General features: G+C 45.1%; 16 protein-coding genes and 2 pseudogenes. 13 read left to right on the top strand and 5 right to left on the bottom strand.

Translation table 11 applies throughout. The features are described from left to right. A pseudogene (locus MSA64_RS10710) lies at window positions 1-228 on the top strand (mucin desulfatase); the annotation flags it as partial. A gap of 339 nt (window positions 229-567) precedes the next feature. Here MSA64_RS10710 and MSA64_RS10705 read toward each other — a convergent pair. Further along, window positions 568-1,599, bottom strand: coding sequence for a threonine aldolase family protein (locus MSA64_RS10705; protein ID WP_117525985.1), 1,032 nt, complete (start codon window positions 1,597-1,599; stop codon window positions 568-570). Between the two features lie 213 nt (window positions 1,600-1,812). Here MSA64_RS10705 and MSA64_RS10700 point away from each other — a divergent pair, with 213 nt between their 5' ends. Continuing rightward, window positions 1,813-2,082, top strand: coding sequence for a hypothetical protein (locus MSA64_RS10700; protein ID WP_277664128.1), 270 nt, complete (start codon window positions 1,813-1,815; stop codon window positions 2,080-2,082). Between the two features lie 91 nt (window positions 2,083-2,173). Here the strand turns inward: MSA64_RS10700 and MSA64_RS10695 are convergent, their stop codons facing one another. Further along, window positions 2,174-3,112: a M14 family zinc carboxypeptidase gene (locus MSA64_RS10695; protein WP_287891578.1), complete on the bottom strand. Its 939-nt coding sequence runs from the start codon at window positions 3,110-3,112 to the stop codon at window positions 2,174-2,176. Between the two features lie 153 nt (window positions 3,113-3,265). Continuing rightward, window positions 3,266-3,334 (bottom strand): annotated as a pseudogene (locus tag MSA64_RS12240) (zinc-ribbon domain-containing protein); the annotation flags it as partial. Window positions 3,335-3,475: 141 nt separating this feature from the next. Between MSA64_RS12240 and MSA64_RS10690 the strand changes: the two are divergent. From MSA64_RS10690 to glmS, 7 genes are all read left to right on the top strand, one after another. Next, complete coding sequence (locus tag MSA64_RS10690) at window positions 3,476-4,423, top strand: AAA family ATPase (RefSeq protein WP_287891577.1); 948 nt, start codon at window positions 3,476-3,478, stop codon at window positions 4,421-4,423. A 34-nt stretch (window positions 4,424-4,457) separates the two neighbouring features. Next, a complete protein-coding gene (locus tag MSA64_RS10685) occupies window positions 4,458-6,236 on the top strand; it encodes a hypothetical protein (RefSeq protein WP_287891576.1) in 1,779 nt (592 codons plus the stop codon). A 114-nt stretch (window positions 6,237-6,350) separates the two neighbouring features. After that, window positions 6,351-8,129 carry a phosphotransferase gene (locus MSA64_RS10680; protein WP_287891575.1) on the top strand — a complete coding sequence of 593 codons (1,779 nt, stop codon included), beginning with the start codon at window positions 6,351-6,353 and terminating at the stop codon, window positions 8,127-8,129. After that, window positions 8,122-8,844: an NTP transferase domain-containing protein gene (locus tag MSA64_RS10675; RefSeq protein WP_277664133.1), complete on the top strand. Its 723-nt coding sequence runs from the start codon at window positions 8,122-8,124 to the stop codon at window positions 8,842-8,844. The genes MSA64_RS10680 and MSA64_RS10675 overlap by 8 nt, the downstream gene beginning before the upstream one ends. Window positions 8,845-8,851: 7 nt before the next feature. Beyond that, a complete protein-coding gene (locus MSA64_RS10670) occupies window positions 8,852-10,381 on the top strand; it encodes a BCCT family transporter (RefSeq protein WP_154431193.1) in 1,530 nt (509 codons plus the stop codon). Window positions 10,382-10,889: 508 nt separating this feature from the next. Beyond that, entirely contained in the window at window positions 10,890-12,275 is a 1,386-nt protein-coding gene (gene glmM, locus MSA64_RS10665; protein ID WP_022172174.1) for a phosphoglucosamine mutase, read from the top strand. 109 nt (window positions 12,276-12,384) lie between these two features. Then, the gene (glmS, locus tag MSA64_RS10660) at window positions 12,385-14,223 is read left to right on the top strand and encodes a glutamine--fructose-6-phosphate transaminase (isomerizing) (RefSeq protein ID WP_117525992.1); all 1,839 of its coding nucleotides are present in this window, start codon (window positions 12,385-12,387) and stop codon (window positions 14,221-14,223) included. 134 nt (window positions 14,224-14,357) lie between these two features. On the opposite strand, the gene MSA64_RS10655 is transcribed toward glmS, so the two are convergent. After that, window positions 14,358-15,905 (bottom strand): ComEC/Rec2 family competence protein, encoded by a 1,548-nt coding sequence (locus tag MSA64_RS10655; protein WP_287891573.1) that lies wholly within the window; start codon window positions 15,903-15,905, stop codon window positions 14,358-14,360. 238 nt (window positions 15,906-16,143) lie between these two features. On the opposite strand from MSA64_RS10655, the gene miaB reads away from it, so the two are divergent. Continuing rightward, window positions 16,144-17,574, top strand: a complete 1,431-nt coding sequence (gene miaB, locus MSA64_RS10650) for a tRNA (N6-isopentenyl adenosine(37)-C2)-methylthiotransferase MiaB (RefSeq protein ID WP_227339012.1) — start codon at window positions 16,144-16,146, stop codon at window positions 17,572-17,574. A 158-nt stretch (window positions 17,575-17,732) separates the two neighbouring features. Continuing rightward, window positions 17,733-19,070, top strand: a complete 1,338-nt coding sequence (locus MSA64_RS10645; protein WP_287891572.1) for an MATE family efflux transporter — start codon at window positions 17,733-17,735, stop codon at window positions 19,068-19,070. Here the strand turns inward: MSA64_RS10645 and MSA64_RS10640 are convergent. After that, on the bottom strand, window positions 19,043-19,924 hold the full coding sequence (locus MSA64_RS10640) for an AraC family transcriptional regulator (RefSeq protein WP_287891571.1): 882 nt from the start codon (window positions 19,922-19,924) through the stop codon (window positions 19,043-19,045). The genes MSA64_RS10645 and MSA64_RS10640 overlap by 28 nt on opposite strands. A 427-nt stretch (window positions 19,925-20,351) precedes the next feature. On the opposite strand from MSA64_RS10640, the gene MSA64_RS10635 reads away from it, so the two are divergent. Both MSA64_RS10635 and MSA64_RS10630 read left to right on the top strand, forming a co-directional pair. Beyond that, window positions 20,352-21,902: an alpha-amylase family glycosyl hydrolase gene (locus MSA64_RS10635; RefSeq protein WP_022171792.1), complete on the top strand. Its 1,551-nt coding sequence runs from the start codon at window positions 20,352-20,354 to the stop codon at window positions 21,900-21,902. 130 nt (window positions 21,903-22,032) lie between these two features. Next, window positions 22,033-22,478 (top strand): Gfo/Idh/MocA family protein (locus MSA64_RS10630; protein WP_287891570.1); only part of this gene is annotated, 446 nt, incomplete at its 3' end.

Raw genomic sequence — 22,478 nt, 5'->3', positions numbered from 1 at the left:
GCGTTGACCGATATGGAGATTGAGTGTCTGCCGATCGGGGCGAAGGTAATGACTTATGAGTGTGGTATGAGATTCCTGACAGATTATCTCTCCGGGGATACATACTTTAAGGTTGATTATCCGACCCACAATCTGGATCGTGCGAGAACACAGCTGAAACTGGTGTGGGACATGGAACAGAAATGGGAGCAAATGCAGGAGATTGCCCGAAAATATAAAAATAAATAAAGGATAGAAACCGGTTTATTAACCTCGACTAAGACGTTCAGAAAAGACTTTTTGTTTTGTTTACAGCCAATACCCAGAAAGGGAGTGCATGCCCGGTGGGGGCGGACAGCCTTTTTTGCTGGTGCTTTTAGCAAAGATGAGATCCAGCGTCTACGCAGACTTTCACGAGGGTCAGCCGACCCTCGTGAACATAGTCGGAGTTGACGATTAGCTCAGATTTGCGTTACCAGCGGTTGTCCGCTCCCAACGGGCATGCACTCCCTTTCGTCCGTCCTTTCGTCCGTCCTTTCGTCCGTCCTGAAGTCCTGAAGCTCCCTCTTCGAACGAACAACAGACAAGTTACAATTTCTCAATATCCCCGATCAACTGAGCCACTTCTTCCTCTGTGGTAGCCCAACTCGTACAAAATCTCGCAATAACCCCGTCCGGTGTACTTCCGGTTTTTTCAAATGTATAATTCTGTCCAAGCACTTCCTGCTGCTTTTCATTCAAAATCACAAACTGCTGATTCGTAGGACTCTCTACCCAGAAAGGAATCCCTTTCTTTGCAAAAGCATCCCGGATTTTCATAGCCAGCACATCCGCTTTTTTCGTGATTTCAAAATAAAGATCATTCTCCAGCAACGTATAAAACTGCAGTCCCAGAAGCCATCCCTTTGCCAGAACTGCTCCGTTTTGCTTCATAAAAGCTTTAAATCTCCGTTTCAGATCATTCGAAGTGATAACCACAGCCTCACCAAACAAAGCGCCGCATTTTGTTCCGCCAAAATAAAAAACATCCGTAAGAGCTGCAAAATCCTCAACGCTGATATCATTTTCCACAGCACCAAGTCCATATCCAAGACGTGCGCCGTCCACAAACAAATACATTCCATATTTATCACAAACCTTACGGATTGCTTTTAACTCTTCCAGTGAATACAAAGTGCCCTGTTCGGTAGGAAAAGACAAATAAACCATCTTAGGTTCTGTATAATATTCCGGTTCGTTTTCCTCATAATAAGCACCGGCGCATGCGTCAATCTGTGTGGCGGTGATTTTTCCGTCTGTATTTGGAATCGTCTGAATCTTGTGGTTTGTATTTTCCACGGAAGCTGCCTCGTGACAGTTAATATGTCCTGTATCTGCAGCGATCACACTCTGAACAGAAGAAAGCGCACTGGCGATCACGATAAAGTTTGCCTGCGTAGCACCCGGGAAAAAGTGAATGGCTGCATCCGGGCAATGAACTCTTTCTCTGATCAGGTCGGCTGCTTTTTTACACCATTCATCTTCACCGTACCCTCCAAAACTATTATCATTGACAGCACGCAACGCCTCCAGAATCTCAGGATGGGCACCGTGATTGTAATCATTATTAAAACGTATCATAATTAGAATTCTCCCTGTATAAAAATTGATTTACCCCTAGCCACAGGATGGAAAAGATCTGTACTTATTGTATCTGTTCCAGGGGAAAATAGCAAGATGAAAATAAAGCAGGCAGTCGTGATACTTGCTATCCGGTTGTGGGAATGGTAAAATTGATAAGAAAGCGGATGACTTTTTTGCTTATTCTCAGAAAGAAAAGAGGAGTATAAAATAATGTATTACGTACCAGACGGCACCAAAGAGTGCGGATTTTATGAATGTAAAAAATGCGGCAATCGATTCCTGTCCCTGCAGACGATGAAAAAAATCCCATGCCCGGACTGCGAAGCCGAGATTGACTATGAAATCGGTCCGGATGAGTCCCTGGAAGATGTTCTTGATACCGCAGAACTGATCGAGAAAATAGAAGGTGTGGAAGAAGTAGAAAAAATGGATGCCCTGCTGAGCCTGGCGATCACCGGTGGAGATGACAGCTGGATCTGAGAAATACAAATCTGTAAGCAAATAATCGAAAAAGACAGTCATACAGAGGAAGACAAAGATTTACTCCTGTATGGCTGTCTTTTATGTATAATTATAACGTTTTAAGCATTTCCTCCCACACAAACTGATTTTCCTCCCAGATAGTTTCAAACTGATCAGGTGAAACAGGGGTATCTCCGGTGCCGACTTCGATGGTCAGACTGGGAATCCCCTGACTCAGAATCGCCCAGTCCTTATACCCGGCGGGATCGAGAGCCTGATAATCAGCGTCCAGTGGATAGCCTGTTGCAGCAGCGATCGTGTTGGCAAAAGAGAGAGTCTGGTCGTAGAGACTGCCTTCCTGGCCGAAATACCAGTAAATGACATCTCCCTGTGTGTGATAGCTGATCGTACGGGAAAAGTGTTCCTGTAGAGTAAGCTGAATAAGAGCATTACTTTCTGCCTCACATCCGGGTGCCGTTCCTTTGTAATGATCGGCAGATGGGCGTCCGGCAGGATCCGCGTAACTGTCCCATAAAGCATCAAAGTTTCGGTTCAGATCCACACCGTTTGCATTGGATTTCCATTGTTCGAGATAATCATTATCTGAAAGAGAAGCCCCATCCATCTGTGAGATCTGTTCCAGATTCTTCCGGACTGTATCGGTCTGAACACCGTCCAGTCCCTGTTGACTGATGGAAACACCATCTGGATTTACCATGCAGATCACATGGATCGCTGTATCCTGAAGCAGATCTTTATAGGAAATATCTCCGTAGGAATCTCCGCTTTTTATATGTTTAAGGAAAGAGACTGTCTGCTTCATGACAAGCTGACAGGTGATATATTCCCGGGCGTGAATACCGCCGTTGACCAGTACTTTTCTGGAAGCATCTTCATTTCCGATAATAAAATGGAGAATCTGCCGCCCATCTGCAGTTTCTCCGAGACTGTCCGCAGAGAAAACGGAGGAATAACGGGATTTTAACAGATCAGTATCTGAAACCAGATCTTCGTAGGTATAGATAGATGGATTATGTTCAACGATCAAAGGCTTATACTCCTTTCGACAGAAGAAAATAAAAACGGTGGATAAAACAAGAATAAGAACGACAGCGGGAACAGCCAGACGGCCAACGAGCCTGTGCTGCTTCTTTTTAGGCCCGGGATGTCTGGATCTTTGTGCTGACACAGCAGTCAGCCGTGTGCCGCAGGAACTGCAAAAATTTGTGCTGTCATTATAAGCCGCACCGCAGCTTGAACATTTTTTCATGAACCTTCCCCCCTCATAAATAATGTATGCAGATATCTTATCACGAAAGCAACAGCTTCACAACCGGATTGATTTTACAAATAACAGATTTGTGATATGATAGTTACAGCATTTCAGAAAGAAACAGAAAGGAAGTAATCAATGGTGTTTGATATCATAGAGCCTCTGCAGATCAGACCGGAATTAAAGGAGTCCATACTTGAATTTCGAAAACAATATCCCGTGGAGCCACAGTTTCAGTCCAGGATACCCGTTCCGAGTAACATTTATTATGGAACAGATATCTGGGAAAGGGCAGTGACGGCACTTTTATGCGGGAAAAATATTTTGCTTGTTGGTCATAAAGCCACCGGAAAAAATATTTTTGCGGAAAATCTTGCCGCCGCATTCGCAAGACCGCGGTGGGATGTATCGTTTCATGTCAATATGGATGCTGCATCTCTGATCGGTATGGATACTTTTAAAAAACAGGAAGTAATTTTCCGTCCGGGTCCGATCTGCTGTGCGGCGCAGCATGGTGGATTTGCGGTGCTCGACGAGATTAATATGGCAAAAAATGAAGCTCTGGCGGTACTTCATGGAACGCTGGACTTTCGAAGAAGCATCGATGTGCCGGGATATGAGCGGATCGACCTGCACCCGGCCACCCGTTTCATCGCCACGATGAACTATGGGTATGCGGGAACAAAAGAACTGAACGAAGCACTGGTTTCCCGCTTTGTGGTGATCCGGATGCCGATGATCTCGCAGGAACACCTGATTTTGTTATTACAGGATCACTATCCGACACTGAAAACTGAAGGTGCAAAAGAACTGGCAGCCGTCTACCTGGATCTTCAGAAAAAGTGTGAAAATGCCCAGATTTCTTCCCGTGCCATGGATCTTCGGGGGCTTCTTGACGGTGTGGCACTGATGGAAAAAGGATTGAACGTACAGGATGCGCTGGACATGGGAATTACCAATAAAACCTTTGACCCATATGAGCAGACACTGATTCAGGATACGATTCGGGGACGAATCTCAAAAAAGATGAAACCGGAAGATTTATTTGAAGAAAAATGTGGTTCTTGCAGAAAAGAATTCGCATAAACACTCTATCATAATAAAAGGACAGTGCAAAGACATGGAACAGCAGGAGATGCAGGAAGAACGGAGAGTGAGAAATTTTGTTTGGGCAGCGGCGGAACAATATGGGCTGGAACCGCTGTTTCTCGCCTATGCACCGGATGGGACGGCGGATATGTATCTGAATATTATTATCGGTCTCAGTTATAAGTGGTATGATGCCCAAAAACTGGAAACATTTTTTCATATGCTCGGTGGCAGGCAGGAGGAACTGTATCAGGGGATGCTGTGGATCGGTCTGGAACAGGCATTATACGAAAAAGAACAGGCGCATCGGCCGGCACTTACGGATCTTCGCCAGGAATATGCACAGGAAAATCTGGGGAGGTATCGTTCGTTTAAAGAATATGAACTGATTGATCAGCTGCGAAACGGACATTGTGCGGCTATTCTGGGTCAGGACTCCGGGTTATCCGGAAGAATGGAAGAACTGCTTCAGGAACTGACGTTTACCGGAGATATGGAGATCGAACAGATCATCGCCAGGATGAAAGTGATCCTGTGGAAATATTTTTCTTATGAACCGAAGCCGGTAAAAAAAGAGCGGGGAACGTATTTTCTGCAAAAACTGCTGCCTGCATTTCATTCGATCGGCAAGATGCATGCTACCTACGTGAAGACAAAGCGGTATGACGATCCGGTGTGGGAAGAGTCCGGAAACGGAGGAACCATGGAAAGAGCCAGACATTATCTGCTTCAGTTTTCCAGGAAGGGAGACGGGGAAAAAGACCGGGCGTATATTGAGGGATGTTTTGGTTCCAGTATCTGTTCTCCCGGGGAAGAAAAACTGATGGAAGAAGAATTGTGTACAGAGAATCATAAAAACAGCCATATTTATATAACCGAAGGATATTCGAAGGCTGTTTCTCCGGCCGGAGAACGGTGGAACGAAAAAGCGGCTGAAGCGGAAAAGAAGATTGACAGAAGAGAGGCAAAGGAGATTCAGGAGTTCCGGGAGAATTGCAGAAGACAGACAGAAAAAAATCGGCAGTATTACGAGAAAAATCGAACCATCTATGAGAACAGTATCCGCAGAATGACAGAAAAACTCCGTCTGGAACTGGATACTCGCCTTGATGACGTTCCTTTACGGGCAAGACAGGGAAAAATCTGTGCCAGTCAGGTATGGAGAGCACTGTATCTGGAGGATACAAGAATCTTTGAAAAAAGAGAAGAGGTATCAGATGCAGGGTTCTCCGTAGATATCCTGATTGATGCGTCCTCCTCCCGGAAAGACAGTCAGGAACAGATTGCAGCGCAATCCTATATTCTTGTGAAAAGTCTGGATCTTTGCAGGATTCCGCTACAGGTGTATTCTTATTGCAGTATTCGCGGATATACGGTTTTGCGGTTGTTTCAGTCTTACGGGGAGATAGACCGGGCAGAAGAGGTATTTTCCTATGTGGCGGCGGGGAATAACCGCGACGGACTGGCACTTCGGGGAGCCGGTCATCTGATGGAAAACAGTGAACAGGAGAAAAAGTTATTGCTCGTCCTCACCGATGGCAGCCCGCAGGATGACCGGATCGCAGCAGAAGGTGCATTTTACAAAAACAGAGAATACACGGATCAGATTGCAGTGGAAGACACGACCGAACAGGTACAGCACCTGAAAAGGAAAGGCATTCAGGTCGTAGGTATTTTCATGGGGACAGAGCGCGGACTCCAGACCGCTCACCGGATCTTTGGACGAGATTTTGTGCGGATCGAGAATATTCAGCAGTTTTCCGAAGTGGTGGGAAAGATCCTGCAGGAGAAAATCAGGGAGATAATTTGACAAATCCTGTTTATTGTGCTAAAGTATGACAAGAGTAATTCGTACCCGGTTTTCCAGGTGAAGACCGGGTTATTTATAAATCAAATGTTCACAAAAGGAGAAAACAGACTGTATATGAACAAACAAGAAAGCGATATCATGAAAATATTATTACAGACTCCCTTTATCAACCAGCGGATGCTGGCAGAAGCTTCCGGACATTCGCTGGGGGTGGTGAATCGGTCGGTGAAAGAACTGGTGGCTCAGGGGTATCTGGATGAGCAGTTATGGCCGACTTCCCGGGCAAAGAAAGAATTTCAGGAGCGGTCTCCGAAAAGAGCGATTATCCTGGCAGCCGGTTTCGGGATGCGGATGGTTCCCATCAACACGGAGGTGCCGAAAGGACTGTTGGAAGTCAACAAAGAACCTCTGATCGAGAGGCAGATCCGCCAGCTTCACGAAGTCGGGATCCGGGAGATCTATGTGGTAGTCGGATTTATGAAAGAGCGATATGAGTATCTGATCGATGAGTTTGGTGTGGAACTGGTGGTTAATCCGGACTATATGACGAAAAACAATTTACATTCTGTCAGGCTGGTGAGACGCCATCTGGAGAATGCGTATATCATTCCCTGTGACATCTGGTGCGACCGGAATCCCTTTGACCGGTACGAGTCCTACTCCTGGTACATGGTCAGTGATCTGGTGGAAAATGAAAGTTCTGTCCGCGTCAACCGGAAAATGGAACTGGTCACGGTTCCGGAAGGAAATGGCGGCAATGCAATGATCGGAATCTGTTATCTGACCGGGGAAGAAGCAGGTATCGTTGCGGAAAACATAGAAAAGCTGAGCAGGGATCTGCGATATGACGGTGTTTTCTGGGAGGAAGCATTATATCGAAAAGATAAAATGATCGTTGCTGCCAGGGTGGTACACAGTTCGGATGTTGTAGAAATCAATACATACGAACAGCTGCGGGAACTTGACAGCCATTCCGGCCAGTTAAAAACCGATGCGATCCAGGTAATCTGCCAGGCACTTGGTGTAAAACAGGACGAGATTACCGATATCACCGTACTGAAAAAGGGAATGACCAACAGATCCTTCTTATTTACAACTAAGGGAAAAAAATACATTATGCGCATCCCCGGTGAGGGAACGGAACAGCTGATCGACCGGAGGGAAGAAGCAGCAGTTTATCAGACCATCGACGGAAAGAAAATATGCGATGACATTGCATATATCAATCCGGAGAATGGATACAAGATCACGGAATTTCTGGAAGGTGCGAGAGTCTGTGATCCTGACTGTCCCGGGGACGTGGAAAAATGCATGAAGCGCCTGAGAAGGTTTCATGAGATGAAACTGCAGGTGGAGCATACCTTTGATATTTTCGGGCAGATGGAGTTTTACGAAAAGCTGTGGGGTAATACTCCCTCAGATTACCGGGATTATCAGAAGACAAAAGAGCATGTACTGGAACTTCGTCCATATATTGAACAGTGGAGTGGGGAAAAGGTACTGACCCATATCGATGCAGTGCCGGATAATTTTCTGTTTATAGAAAAAAACGGTGAAGAGGAGATCCGCCTGATAGACTGGGAGTACGCAGGGATGCAGGATCCTCATGTAGATATTGCCATGTTTGCTGTTTATGCGATGTATGACAGAGAACAGGTGGATGCGCTGATCGATGCTTATTTTCCGGAGGGGTGCAAAAATGAGATCCGGATCAAGATCTACTGCTATATCGCAGCATGCGGACTTTTGTGGAGCAACTGGTGTGAGTATAAAAAAAGTCTGGGTGTAGAGTTTGGCGAGTATTCGCTGCGGCAGTACCGATATGCGAAAGAGTATTATAGAATTGTAAAGGAAGAACTCAGTCAAATCAAAGGAGCAAAAAATCATGAATAAAGCAGAACGGGCAATTATTATGGCTGCCGGTCTGGGCAACCGGATGCGGCCAGTCACACTGACCACACCGAAACCACTGGTGAAAGTCAACGGTGAGCGGATGATCGATACAGTGATTCAGGGTCTTCATGAGAATGGGATCACGGAAATTTATATTGTGGTTGGTTATCTGAAAGAACAGTTTTACACGCTGGAACAGGAATATCCGGGTGTGACAATTATTGAAAATCCTTATTATGATACCTGCAACAACATTTCTTCACTGTATGTAGCGCGGGATCATATAGAAAATGCCATGATCCTGGACGGTGATCAGATTGTGTATAACAGAACAATCCTTTCTCCGGAGTTTGAACGTTCCGGTTATAACAGTATCTGGACGGACGAAGAGACGGATGAATGGCTGCAGCAGGTAGAAGACGGAATCGTTGTTTCCTGCAGCAGAAACGGAGGGAAGGGTGGCTGGCAGCTGTACAGCATCTCCCGATGGAGCAAAGAAGATGGAAAACGGCTGAAACATCACCTGGAAGTGGAATTTGAAGAGAAGAAAAACAGACAGATCTACTGGGACGATGTGGCGATGTTCTGCTATCCGGAGGAATACCGGCTTGGCATCCGACCGATGCATCCGGGTGATCTGATCGAGGTGGATAACCTGGAAGAGCTGATCGCCCTGGATAACAGCTACCGTGATTTATACACAAAAAAGGAGTAACATAGTGATGAATAAAAATATAACAAATACAAAAGGAAAGATCGACTGGATGATTACACTGGTTCCTCTTGGAATCGTGATTGCACTGTGCATCCTGTTTTTTCTCCTGCCGGATCAGTCAAATGCAGTTCTGAGCCAGATCCGGTTTTTCTTCGGAGATACTTTTGGAACATATTATCTGGTGATCGGACTTGGAATTTTCCTGTTGTCTCTGTATATCGCAGGATCGAAATACGGCGATATCGTACTTGGTGAAAAAGGAGAAAAGCCGAAATACTCTTTCTTTTCCTGGGGAGCAATGATGTTTACCTGCGGTCTTGCAGCGGATATTTTATTTTACTCTTTCTCGGAATGGGTATTATATGCGACAGATCCTCACCTGGAAGAGATGGGAAGCATCCAGGAATGGGCAGGCGTCTATCCGCTGTTTCACTGGAGTTTTATCCCGTGGGGATTCTATCTGGTACTGGCTGTGGCATTCGGTTTTATGCTCCATGTAAGAAAAAGAAACCGCCAGAAATACTCTGAAGCCTGCCGTCCGATCCTGGGGAAACATACCGATGGCTGGGCAGGAAGAATCATTGATCTTCTGGCTGTATTTGCCCTGCTTGCAGGAACGGCAACAACCTTCAGTGTGGCAACACCGCTGATGGCAACGATCATCGGAGAGCTTTTTCATATTACAGTAAGCCGGACAGTTATCAATGCCATTATTTTACTGGTAACATGTGCTGTATATACATATTCTTTGCTCCACGGATTTAAGGGGATCAGCAGACTGGCAAATATCTGTATATATCTCTTTTTTGGATTGCTGGCTGTTGTCCTTCTGTTTGGAGGTGAAACCCGTTATATCATCGAGACAGGTCTGAGTTCACTGGGAACCATGGTTCAGAACTTTATCGGTCTTTCTACCTTTACGGATCCTCTGAGAACCTCAAACTTTCCACAGAACTGGACGATTTATTACTGGGCATACTGGATGGTCTGGTGTGTGGCAGCACCGTTTTTCATCGGCAGCATCTCCCGTGGAAGAACCGTCCGCCAGACTATTCTGGGAGGTTATGGTTTCGGCGTTGGATCCACTCTGATCAGTTTTATCATCCTCGGCAATTACTCCATGGGAATGCAGGTAACCGGAAAAGCTGATTTTATCGCACAATACCTGAAAGATGGCGATCTCTATGGAATGATCGTATCCATGATCAAAACCATGCCCTGTGCCCCGGTTATCATGGTAATAGTACTGCTGACGATGGTTGCCTTCTACGCAACTTCCTTTGACTCCATTGCCCTGACAGCCTCCTGCTACAGTTACCGCAAACTCGAAGAAGGCGAACAACCCGACCGGGGAATCCAGCTGATGTGGTGCCTTCTGCTGATCGCATTGCCGATCGCATTACTGTTTGCGGAAAGCTCCATGAGCAATCTGCAAAGTGTGAGTATTGTGGCTGCCTTTCCGATTGGAGTGGTAATTTTGTTAATTGTTGGAAGTTTCCTGAAAGATGCGAAAAAATACATAAACGAAACCAAATAGAGATAAACATGAATGAAAAAAATTCTGTTTCTTAAAAACAACAAGAATACGTGAACTGATTTAACATATCATATCTAAAAGTCAGCCGAAAGAGCCCGGTTTCCTGGGTGGACTCGCACTGTGTGGGCGGTTAGGGCAAGCTTTGAGATCCGGCGCTTACGTAGACTTTCGCGAGGGTCAGCTGACCCTCGTGAATCATAGCCGAAGTTAGCGACTAGCTCAAAGTTGCCCTGCCCACGCGAGTCCACCTGGAAACCGGGCTCTTTCGGCGTCCGTCAGACAACAACTTTTCATTTCCATCTCTAAAAACCATGAAAGTACTTGCAACATTTCCCTATTTGTACTATGATAGAACCATTGAATTTACAATAAATCCAATTTAAATTGGCCCAGCGGACCAATTATTGACATATCATGCAATAAAAACATGAAAGTAACCGACAAACACATGAAAAAATCCAAGGCTGAAACAAACAGCCGGATGTGATTATGAAGGGAAAAAAGAAAAATGGGTAAATATTTTGGAACGGATGGCTTCCGTGGAGAAGCCAATGAAAACCTAACTGCAGACCACGCATACAAAATCGGCCGATTCCTGGGCTGGTACTACGGAGAACAGAAACGCAGAAACGGGGATGATACACCGGCACGGATCGTAATCGGAAAAGATACCCGGAGATCCAGCTATATGTTTGAATACACACTGGTAGGTGGTCTGGTAGCTTCCGGGGCAGATGCATACCTGCTTCATGTAACCACAACCCCATCCGTTGCCTATGTGGCAAGAACCGATAATTTTGACTGCGGAATCATGATCTCCGCCAGTCATAACCCATATTATGATAATGGAATCAAACTGATCAATGGAAACGGAGAAAAGATGGATGAAGAGACCATCGCTCTCGTAGAAGACTATCTGGACGGAAAAGTAGAAGTATTTGGTGAAACTTATGAAGAAGTACCATATGCACATAAAGACCGGATCGGATGTACGGTGGACTATGTGGCAGGAAGAAACCGCTATGTCGGTTATCTGATTTCTCTTGGTATGTATTCTTTCAAAGGCATTAAGGTTGGTCTGGACTGTGCCAACGGAAGTTCCTGGAATATCGCGAAAGCCGTATTCGATGCTCTGGGAGCCAAAACCTATGTGATCAACGCCCAGCCGGACGGAACCAACATCAATAACAACGCCGGATCCACCCATATCGAAGGACTGCAGAAATATGTAGTAGATAACGGACTGGATGTAGGATTTGCCTACGACGGAGATGCCGACCGCTGCCTGTGTGTCGATGAAAAAGGCAATCTGGTAGACGGAGATGCCATTCTCTATATTTATGGAAAATACATGAAAGAGAGAGGAAAACTTCTGACCAACACCGTGGTAACTACGGTCATGTCAAACTTCGGTCTTTATAAAGCGTTCGATGAACTGGGTATCGGCTATGCAAAAACTGCGGTAGGCGATAAATATGTATACGAATATATGAACCAGAACGGCTGCCGGATCGGAGGAGAACAGTCCGGTCATATCATTTTCTCAAAATACGCTTCCACCGGAGATGGTATCCTGACCAGTCTGAAGATGATGGAAGTCATGATGGCTAGAAAAGCAAAGATGAGCCAGCTGACCGAAGGTCTGACTATTTATCCGCAGGTTCTGGAAAATGTAAGAGTAGTCGATAAGACAGCTGCCCAGGAAGATCCGGATGTGAAAGCTGCGGTAAAAGCAGTGGAAGAGGCACTGGGAGACACCGGACGTATCCTGGTCCGTGAATCCGGAACAGAACCGTTACTTCGTGTCATGGTGGAAGCCGAGACCGAAGAATGCTGCCGGAAATATGTCGACCAGGTAGTTGGCGTAGTAAAAGCCAAAGGTCATGTGGCGTAAAATAGAACATACTGTTCTGTCGGGTACTTCAGGCAGAATGGTGAGTGTATATGCATAATCGCGAAAACAAGTGCAGTAACACAAACGATCTGAGAGGAGAAATAATAATATGTGTGGAATCGTAGGCTATACCGGAATGCACAGCGCAGCCCCGGTTTTACTGGATGGACTGTCCAAACTGGAATACCGTGGATATGACTCTGCCGGTATCGCAGTCAGAGACGGGGAAAAACAGGCAGAGGTGATCAAAGCCAAAGGCCGCCTGAAAAAACTGATCGAAAAGACCAATGGTGGCGACTCTGTACCGGGAACCTGTGGAATCGGGCATACCCGTTGGGCAACTCACGGAGAACCTTCTGAGAATAATGCACATCCTCATATGAGCGATGATGGCAATGTGGTAGCTGTTCATAACGGTATTATTGAAAACTATCAGGAATTAAAAGACAAACTGATTCGAAATGGCTACACCTTCTATTCAGAAACCGATACGGAAGTGGCTGTCAAACTGGTCGATTATTATTATAAAAAATACGAAGGCACACCGGTAGATGCCCTGACACACGCCATGGTTCGTATCCGTGGCTCTTATGCCCTAGCAATCATGTTCAAGGAGTATCCGGAAGAGATCTATGTGGCGAGAAAAGACAGCCCGATGATCCTTGGGGTGGAAAACGGAGAGTCCTTTATTGCATCTGATGTTCCTGCAATCTTAAAATATACAAGAAATGTTTACTATATCGGTAACCTGGAGATGGCCCGTGTCAGAAAAGGAGAGATTACGTTCTTTAATCTGGATGGCGATGAGGTGGAAAAACAGCCGAAAGTCATTGAATGGGATGCGGAAGCAGCAGAAAAAGCAGGATTTGAGCATTTTATGATCAAAGAGATCCATGAACAGCCGAAAGCTGTAGCAGATACGCTGAATTCTGTTCTGCATGATGGTGTGATCGATCTGAGCGATGTGGGGCTTTCCGAGGAAGAAATCAAAAACATCAGTCAGATCTATATCGTGGCATGCGGATCTGCCTATCATGTAGGTATGGCAGCGCAGTATGTGCTGGAAGATCTTGCAAGAATCCCGGTTCGTGTGGAACTGGCATCTGAATTCCGCTACCGGAAACCACTGTTAGATAAGAATGGTCTTGCTATTATCATCAGTCAGTCAGGGGAAACCGCAGACAGCCTTGCCGCACTTCGGGAAGCAAAATCAAAAGGTGTCCGTACTCTCGGAATCGTCAATGTGATCGGATCTTCCATCGCCAGAGAAGCAGATAATGTCTTCTACACTCTGGCAGGACCGGAAATCTCCGTGGCAACCACAAAAGCCTACAGTACTCAGCTGATTGCTTCTTACCTGCTGGCGATCCAGTTTGCGAAAGTGAGAGAGGAGATCACACAGGAGCAATATGACGGTCTGATTGCAGAGCTGCAGACGCTTCCGGAAAAGATTCAGAAGATCATTGATGACAAAGAACGCCTTCAGTGGTTTGCCGCAAAACAGGTCAATGCGAAAGATATTTTCTTTATTGGCCGTGGCATTGATTATGCCATCAGTATGGAAGGCAGCCTGAAGATGAAAGAGATCAGCTACATCCACTCTGAGGCATATGCCGCAGGTGAACTGAAACATGGAACGATTTCCCTGATTGAAGATGGTACACTGGTGATCGGCTGTCTGACCCAGCCGGCACTGTATGAAAAGACCGTCAGCAACATGGTAGAATGTAAGAGCCGTGGCGCTTATCTGATGGGACTGACGACATACGGCAATTATAATATTGAGGATACTGCTGACTTTGTAACGTATATTCCAAAGACAGATCCACATTTTGCAACTTCACTGGCAGTGATACCGCTGCAGCTGATGGGATATTATGTGTCCGTGGCGAAAGGACTGGATGTAGATAAACCGAGAAACCTGGCGAAGAGCGTGACAGTGGAATAGAGATAACGATTCGGAAATATGAAATCATAAAAATGCATTTTGTTTTCAGTAAACAGAGGTTTACATTGAAAACAAGATGCATTTTTATGATTTACAGAAAAGTTTATTCGGTATTTTTTAAAAACGAAAAATACCTATCTAAAACACTTCTTACAAGGCTCATACCCCCGACTTTCCGCCTCTGACCTGCTGATCTCGCTTGCCTTGCTTGGGTCAGTCTGTCCGCAGTTATTTTTATTATGGTACTTGGATCCGGTAGCTGTGATCCATACCATTTCTTCGTTGGAAGTAGAAGAAGTATCCTGTGGAGCCGCTGTTACCTGTGGGGTGGCTTCCACCTGGCTGGAAGCACCTGCACTTGCAGCAGAGACTTCCTTATTTCCGGAAGAGGAGTTTTCATTTGCAGCTGCCTTCGAACCTGAAGAATTGCTGCCTTTTGATTTGCTCGTCTGTGCCTGTGTTCCCTTATCCTCTTTATCTCCTGGGCTGTAGTCATTGCACGGTTCCTGGTCCCAGGTGATGGTTGTTCCGTCACTCACAGCGATGATCGTGCCCTGTTTATCGGTACGATATACCTGAATATCCATGGATTCCAGCTTGTCCATCACATCTTTATCCGGATGTCCGTACTGGTTATCCTTTCCGCAGCTGATCACTGCATATTCCGGAACGGTTGCCTGGAGAAAATCCCAGCTGGTAGCTGTGGCAGAACCGTGATGTCCCGGAACCAGTACATCGCAGGAGAGGTCAATGCCGGATTCACACATGGCTTTTTCACTGGTGTTTTCCGCATCTCCGGTGAAAATAAAAGAATTATCACCATTTGTCAGTTTGATCGCCACTGAATTCTTATTGCTGTCATTCGGATCAATGGTTGCCGGAGCCAGGATCTGAAAACTTCCGCTTCCGAAAGAAAATTCAGTACCGACTGCAGGATGCTGCATCGGAAGTCCTTTGTCGGCAACTGTCTGGATAAAGGACTGATACAGTTTACTGTCATGTTCATAATCACTGGAAATTACATTTTTTACATCAAAAGCATTTAAACATCCGATCAGTCCTGCCATATGGTCACTGTCATAATGGGAAGAGATCAGATAGTCAATGGTGGTAACATTCTGTTTTTGCAGATAAGAAACCACAAAACTGGAAGTACTCTTATCACCACCGTCATAAATCATGGTCTGCCCATCGGACTGTACCAGGATACTTAATCCCTGTCCCACATCCAGAAAATGAACTTTCATCTCACCGGCTTCTTTTGTCGGCTCCGGTGTAGGAGTTTCTGTCGGTGTAGGAGTTGCGGTTTCTTCCGGTGTGGTCTCAGGTGTGGGAGTGTCTGTCGGAACTTCCGCAGGTGTAATCTCCGGAGTATCCGTTACAACAGCTTCCGGTGTGTCAGAGGCCTCATCAGTAATGGCAATTGTTCTGGACTGCGCTGCACTTTCCGGGGTAAACGGTGTGGCAGCGATAAAGAACAAAAGCGGCACCAGAAGCGGAACCCATCGGGCAACCGCTGCTTTTTTACGAATCAGATTCCAGATAAATGGAAAAAGAGACACTCCGGCAAGAGTAACGCATAAGCCGAACGGAACAGAAGCAGACAGATTTCCAAGTCCGCCAATGATCAGTACGACTGCGAAAATATACCGGAGAATGTAGAAAGTTTTTTTTCGTTTCATCGTAATCCTCCCTTGTGAATCAAGTAATTATTTTTATTATGATATCAACTTCTTATAATACTATAGATGGAAGGAAAGGTCAAAAATTCATTGAAATTACCCTTACCATCCAGTATAATAATAGATTGCACGGTAACTGCGCGCTATTCGCTCAGTTCCATTATTTACGAAAAAAACGATGTGACTGCCTTCTGAAAAACAGGAGCGAAACCGCAGTTGCGAAAGGATGAAAATAAAGATGGAAAATAAAAAAGAAACTCTTACCGCTGCTGAAGAACAGAAACGCCAACAGCAGTTTATTGAAAAAGCCCGCATCTATGTCAGAGAAAAATCAGAAGAACTGGGACGTCCGTTATATGCCTGTACGACTACCTTCGGGTGCCAGATGAATGCCCGCGACTCCGAAAAACTGGATGGTATTCTGGAGGCGGTCGGTTATATCAAGACAGATAAAGAAGACGAAGCAGACTTTGTTATTTACAATACCTGTACAGTCCGTGAGAATGCCAACCAGCGTGTCTATGGCCGTCTGGGATATCTTGGCAGCATGAAAAAGAAGAAGCCACATATGATGATTGCGCTGTGTGGCTGTATGATGCAGGAAGCACATGTGGTGGAAAAACTGAAAAAGAGTTACCGGTTCGTGGATCTGATCTTCGGAACCCATAACATCTTCAAGTTCCCGGAACTTCTGTGTTATGCTATGGAATCGGACCGGATGATCATCGATGTCTGGAAAGATACCGATCAGATCGTGGAAGACCTGCCGGTAGATCGAAAATACAAATTCAAATCCGGTGTCAACATTATGTTTGGATGCAACAACTTCTGCAGTTACTGTATCGTACCGTATGTCCGTGGCCGTGAGAGAAGCCGGAATCCGGAAGATATCGTAAGAGAGATCGAACATCTGGTAGCGGACGGTGTGGTGGAAGTCATGCTGCTTGGTCAGAATGTAAATTCCTATGGAAAAAATCTGGAGCATCCGATTACATTTGCACAGTTGTTAAAAGAGATTGAAAAGATTGAAGGGCTGAAGAGGATCCGGTTCATGACCTCTCATCCAAAGGATCTGTCCGATGAACTGATCGAGGTGATGGCTGAGAGTAAAAAGATCTGTCCGCATCTTCATCTGCCTCTGCAGTCAGGCAGCAGCCGGGTGTTAAAAGAGATGAACCGTCGGTATACAAAAGAGTCCTATCTGGCACTGGTTGACCGGATTCGTGAGAAATTGCCGGATATTTCTCTGACGACAGATATTATTGTGGGATTTCCGGGAGAGACAGAAGAAGACTTTCTGGAGACCATGGATGTAGTCGGAAAAGTGGGATATGACAGCGCATTTACCTTTATTTATTCCAAAAGAAGCGGAACACCTGCAGCGGCCAAAGAGGATCAGGTGCCGGAAGAGGTTGTAAAAGATCGTTTTGACCGTCTTTTAGCGCAGGTGCAGGAAATTGCACGAGAACGTTCTTCCCGTTTTGAGGGAACGGTACAGGAAGTTCTGGTAGAGAGTGTCAACGATCAGGATGCATCTCTGGTAACCGGACGAATGGGCAATAATCTTCTGGTACATTTCCCGGGGGATGCTTCTATGATTGGCACATTCAAACAGATTCATCTGGACGTATGCAAAGGATTCTACTATATGGGAACGCCAGCAGAATAGAAAATGTTACTGTTCACTCTGACTTTTGCCTCAACATCATAGAATAGTATCAAAACAGAATAGTAATGTCATGGAAAAAGTATCATTTTAGTTGTAAAATACTGGCTAAAAGCAGACAGTATTTGGAAAGTACCGTTTAGACATCAGGAGGTAACATAATGGGTAAGAACACGACAAATGATATGACGCAGGGAAACTGTATGCGTTTGCTGGTACAGTTTTTCCTGCCGATCCTGGCAGGAAATCTGTTTCAGCAGTTATACAGCTTTGCAGACTCTATGGTGGTGGGAAAAGGAATTGGCGATACGGCACTTGCGGCGGTTGGAAACACCGGTTCCGTACATTTTCTGATCATCGGTTTCGCAATTGGTCTGACAGGAGGATTGGGAATCTGTATTTCTCAGTCTTTTGGAAGTGGCAATTATGAAAAACTTCGTAAAGAGCTGGCAATGTCTGTCTGGATCTGTCTGGCCGTTGGGATTGTGATCACAGTGGTAAGTCTGGCCTTCATGCGGCCATTATTTACATTTCTCCATACACCAGAAGATCTGATGACGGAAACACTGCAATATTTCGGAACAATTCTTGCGGGAACCACCATTACAATTTTTAATAATTTTGCCATGACACTTCTGCGTTCCGTCGGAAACAGCAGGGTGCCTCTGGTTGCAATGATAATTTCCGCCATTGCTAATGTTCTGATGGATCTGTTATTCGTTTTCCCGTTACACATGGGTGTTTTTGGCGCAGCGTTAGCCACTGTTCTGGCACAGGTTCTGTCTGCCCTTTACTGCTGTTACTACATAGGAAAGGAAAAAAATCTGATCCCGAAAAAAACGGACTGGAAACCACTGGGTGTGATCATCAAAAAACTGACATTGAAAGGCCTGCCGGTTGCCGTTATGAATTCTGTCACTGCAGTGGGTGGAATGGTATTACAGACATTTGTCAACAATATGGGAACAAGCTATGTGGCTGCCTATGCGGCATGCACCAAGATCCTTGGTCTTTTTGAACAGCCGGCAAATACAGTGGGCCTGGCACTTCTTACTTTTGTGGGACAGAATTATGGTGCCGGAAAAAAGGAGCGGATACGTACCGGTATCCGGGAAGGAGTTATCCTGACGATCCTGATAAATATTCCACTGGCTCTGATGTTGCTGTGTATTCCTGAGTTTCTGACTTCTTTCATGTTAAATGATGCGTCGATTATTTCTTACACAAGAGATTTTCTGGCGGTTACAGGCATCTGTCTGTTTCCTCTGGGATGGCTGTTTGTGTTCCGCAACGGGTGTCAGGGCATGGGACATACGTTTGTTCCGATGCTTTCAGGAGTCCTGGAAGTGTCTCTTCGAGTGGTCATGGTAAAGCTGCTGACTCCATATCTGGCTTTTCGTGGTGTTGCTCTGGCAGAAGTATCTGCCTGGATCGGCGCCTGGATCATGTTGATGATCACTTACTGGATCTATCAGGAAAGAACGGATTCTTTTCGGTAAGTCTGAGGAGAACATCCTACCTTGGTGCGAAACTGTCGATTGAAATTTGAAAGGTTATGAAATCCGGTATCGAAAGCAATGTCGGAGATATTGCGATCCGTATTGCGCAGAAGGTCGCATGCTGATCGGATACGTACCTGATTCAGATATTCAATGGCTCCGAGACCGAAATTCTGTTTGAAACAGCTCATAAAGTAACTGTTGCTCATATGAGCGATCTTTGCCAGCTGCTCTATGGTAACAGATTCGGAATGATGTTTCTGTATATAAGTGAGAACAGGCCGAAGTGTTTCGGTTAGCCGGGATTCTGTCGAAGCCGTGTGTTCGGTACAGAGTCCCGGTGTCGATGCCAGCAGATAAAATAAGCGGAGCAGTTCGCTTTTCAGCAACAGATCCGACGTTGCAAGATTTTTGTGCGCACACTGCATAATAGTCCGGACCGAATCATGGAGTTCATGATACCCCGGGGTTTCCTGAGATACAGGGACCAGAACTCTTCGTCTGGAAGAAAAGATCGGCAACAGAATATCTGTATAACAACGGTCATCGTAACTTCCCACCAGCATATTCTGATGAAAAACAATGGTATCATAAAAAAAAGAGCTGTGCTCATCCGACATGATAGCATGAAGGACGTTGGGCTGGATCAGAAAGATGTCTCCCGGTTTGGCAGAGATGGTCTGATCCTCGTATTTGAAAAAACCATTTCCAGATTTTATGTAATTTAATTCCATTTCACTGTGCCAGTGCAGCGGTACACTCGTAAAATAATCCGGTATACCGCAGTCATAGTAACTGTATGGAACCTGAATGGATCCGTGTTGGCACTTTTCTTTTATCGCATAAAGATTCATAACATACGCCTCCGTAAAATAAATATCTCCGGCAGAATAATTAAAATCATAGGATAGTATTGCAAAGAATACTGTTTCCGGGAAATATAAAAGAATCAGTTGTAATATATCATATAATGATACGTGTCGCAACGGAAAACAGAGAAGGGTATGATGTTGCAGAATGAAAATCTGTGGCATCAGGAACCCTTTTTTGCTGTGCAAAATAATATAAATTATTTTTTGAGAATGAAATAAAGGATAAAAATAACCAAAAAAAATATATGGATAAGAAGAAACACAAGAACATTATACAAAAATAATAGAATAGTATCAGAAATAAATAGTATATTGTTTGAAACCTAAGAAAATAAATAGTATTCTGGTAAAAGAAGGTAGTTGTTATAGAGAAACGAGACAACATTAGAAAGAAAGAGGGTTTTACAAAATGTCAAAATGGTTAGATGATGCAATTTTTTATGAAATCTATCCGCAGTCATTTAAAGATACTAACGGGGACGGCATCGGAGATTTTCAGGGTATTATCGAAAAATTAGATTATATCAGAGAACTTGGATGTAACGCTTTATGGATCAATCCTTGTTTTCTCTCTCCGTTTGGAGATGCAGGATACGATGTTGCAGATTACTGTCGTGTAGCTCCTCGTTACGGAACAAACGAAGATCTGAAACAGTTATTTGAAGAAGCACATAAAAAAGGAATTCATGTACTGCTGGATTTGGTGCCGGGACATACTTCTATAGAACACCCATGGTTCATCGAATCCATGAAAGCAGATAAGAACCCATATACCGACCGCTATATCTGGACCGATAAAGTATGGGAATCACCGGAGGTCAGCTTCGGCGGCTCTCTGAGAGGTATCTCTGAGCGTGACGGTGCGGTGGCTGTCAACTTCTTCTCCAATCAGCCGGCATTAAACTATGGTTTCTATCAGCCGGATCCGGAGAAACCGTGGCAGCAGTCAATCGACGATGAAGGACCACAGGCAACTATCGCAGCAATGGAAGATGTAATGAGATTCTGGCTGGGTATGGGCTGTGATGGCTTCCGGGTAGATATGGCAGAGTCTCTGGTGAAAAATGATCCGGAGAAAAAAGGAACCATCCGCGTATGGAAACAGATCAGAGAATTCCTTGATAAAGAATTTCCGGATGCAGCAATGGTATCTGAATGGGGTGATCCACAGAGATCTCTGGAGGGAGGATTCCACATGGATTTTCTGCTGGAGTTTGGTACTTCACATTCCAACGATCTGTTCCGCTGCAAAGAGCCGTATTTTTCATCCCGTGCAAAAGGAAATATCTATGATTTCGTAGAATCCTATAAAGAAAACTGTGAAAAGACAGCCGGCAAAGGTCTGATGTGTATGTTTTCAGGAAACCATGATGTAGACCGCCTGGCACGCCATCTTCACGGTGATGAATTGAAAGTGGCTTTTGCATTTATCCTGTCTATGCCAGGTGCGCCATTTATCTATTATGGCGATGAAATCGGTATGCGTTATGTAGAAGGACTGAAATCTGTAGAAGGCGGTTACAACCGTACCGGTTCCCGTTCTCCGATGCAGTGGGATGACAGCACCAACGCAGGCTTCTCCAGTGCACCGGCAAGTGATCTGTATATTGCCATGGATCCGGATAAAGATCGGCCAACAGCAAAGAAAGAGATGGCAGCTCCGGATTCTCTGTATCATGAAGTAAAAAAACTGATCCGGATCCGTCAGAGCCACAAAGCTCTGCAGAGCCGAGGAAAGATCACTTTTGTTTATGCAGAAAAGAATGCATATCCGCTGGCATATATCCGTGAAGCCGGTGATGAGAAGATCCTCGTGATCATCAACGCAGCCGCAGAGGCAAAAACATTTGCATGCGATGCAGAGCCAAAAGAAGCAATCTATAACTTTGGCGCAGCCGCAGAGGCTAAAAATGGAAAAATAACTGTTCCGGCACAGTCAGCAGGATTTTACCGGATCTGAGAAAACATAAGATAGTTGATAGTTGTTCGCAAAGATTTATGCGATTCGTATAAATTCTGTACATCGCGAAGCGTGTTACTGGGCACAGAGTGAACAGTAACGTTGTGATAATTATATATGGAGGTGTAAAATGAGGGAAAACAAAGTAGTTTACGGACTGATCGGATATGGCGGCATGGGCAGATGGCATACGGAGATCCTTTCCAATGTTCCGGAAGCTGTAATCGGTGGTATCTATGACATCAAGGAAGAAAAGAGAGAAGAAGCGAAGGAGAAGGGCTTTTTTGTATATGAAACAGAAGAAGCCATGCTGGCAGATCCGGATATCGATGTGGTTCTGATCGCTACTCCGAATGACTGCCACAAACCCATCGCCATTCGTGCCATGCATGCAGGGAAGAATGTAATATCGGAAAAACCGGTGACATTATCTTCCGCTGATCTGCTGGAAATGGAAAATGCAGCCAAAGAGACAGGAAAATTACTTACTGTACACCAGAACAGACGGTGGGATGATGATTTCCTGATCATCAAAAAGCTGGTAGAGGAGCAGAAACTGGGACATGTCTTCCGGAT

This window comes from Oliverpabstia sp. (genome assembly GCF_022785585.1).
Classification (GTDB): Bacteria; Bacillota; Clostridia; order Lachnospirales; family Lachnospiraceae; genus Oliverpabstia; species Oliverpabstia intestinalis.
The sequence above is the reverse complement of the archived record's forward strand: the minus strand, read 5'-3'. Positions and strand labels throughout refer to the sequence as shown.

Bases quoted from the DNA above. Each gene is read 5' to 3' on its own strand.
- glmM (WP_022172174.1), top strand. From the start codon at position 10,890: ATGGGTAAATATTTTGGAACGGATGGCTTCCGTGGAGAAGCCAATGAA.
- MSA64_RS10655 (WP_287891573.1), bottom strand. From the start codon at position 15,905: ATGAAACGAAAAAAAACTTTCTACATTCTCCGGTATATTTTCGCAGTC.
- MSA64_RS10670 (WP_154431193.1), top strand. From the start codon at position 8,852: ATGAATAAAAATATAACAAATACAAAAGGAAAGATCGACTGGATGATT.
- MSA64_RS10680 (WP_287891575.1), top strand. From the start codon at position 6,351: ATGAACAAACAAGAAAGCGATATCATGAAAATATTATTACAGACTCCC.
- MSA64_RS10645 (WP_287891572.1), top strand. From the start codon at position 17,733: ATGGGTAAGAACACGACAAATGATATGACGCAGGGAAACTGTATGCGT.
- MSA64_RS10640 (WP_287891571.1), bottom strand. From the start codon at position 19,924: ATGAATCTTTATGCGATAAAAGAAAAGTGCCAACACGGATCCATTCAG.
- MSA64_RS10675 (WP_277664133.1), top strand. From the start codon at position 8,122: ATGAATAAAGCAGAACGGGCAATTATTATGGCTGCCGGTCTGGGCAAC.
- glmS (WP_117525992.1), top strand. From the start codon at position 12,385: ATGTGTGGAATCGTAGGCTATACCGGAATGCACAGCGCAGCCCCGGTT.
- MSA64_RS10685 (WP_287891576.1), top strand. From the start codon at position 4,458: ATGGAACAGCAGGAGATGCAGGAAGAACGGAGAGTGAGAAATTTTGTT.
- MSA64_RS10690 (WP_287891577.1), top strand. From the start codon at position 3,476: ATGGTGTTTGATATCATAGAGCCTCTGCAGATCAGACCGGAATTAAAG.
- MSA64_RS10700 (WP_277664128.1), top strand. From the start codon at position 1,813: ATGTATTACGTACCAGACGGCACCAAAGAGTGCGGATTTTATGAATGT.
- MSA64_RS10635 (WP_022171792.1), top strand. From the start codon at position 20,352: ATGTCAAAATGGTTAGATGATGCAATTTTTTATGAAATCTATCCGCAG.
- MSA64_RS10705 (WP_117525985.1), bottom strand. From the start codon at position 1,599: ATGATACGTTTTAATAATGATTACAATCACGGTGCCCATCCTGAGATT.
- miaB (WP_227339012.1), top strand. From the start codon at position 16,144: ATGGAAAATAAAAAAGAAACTCTTACCGCTGCTGAAGAACAGAAACGC.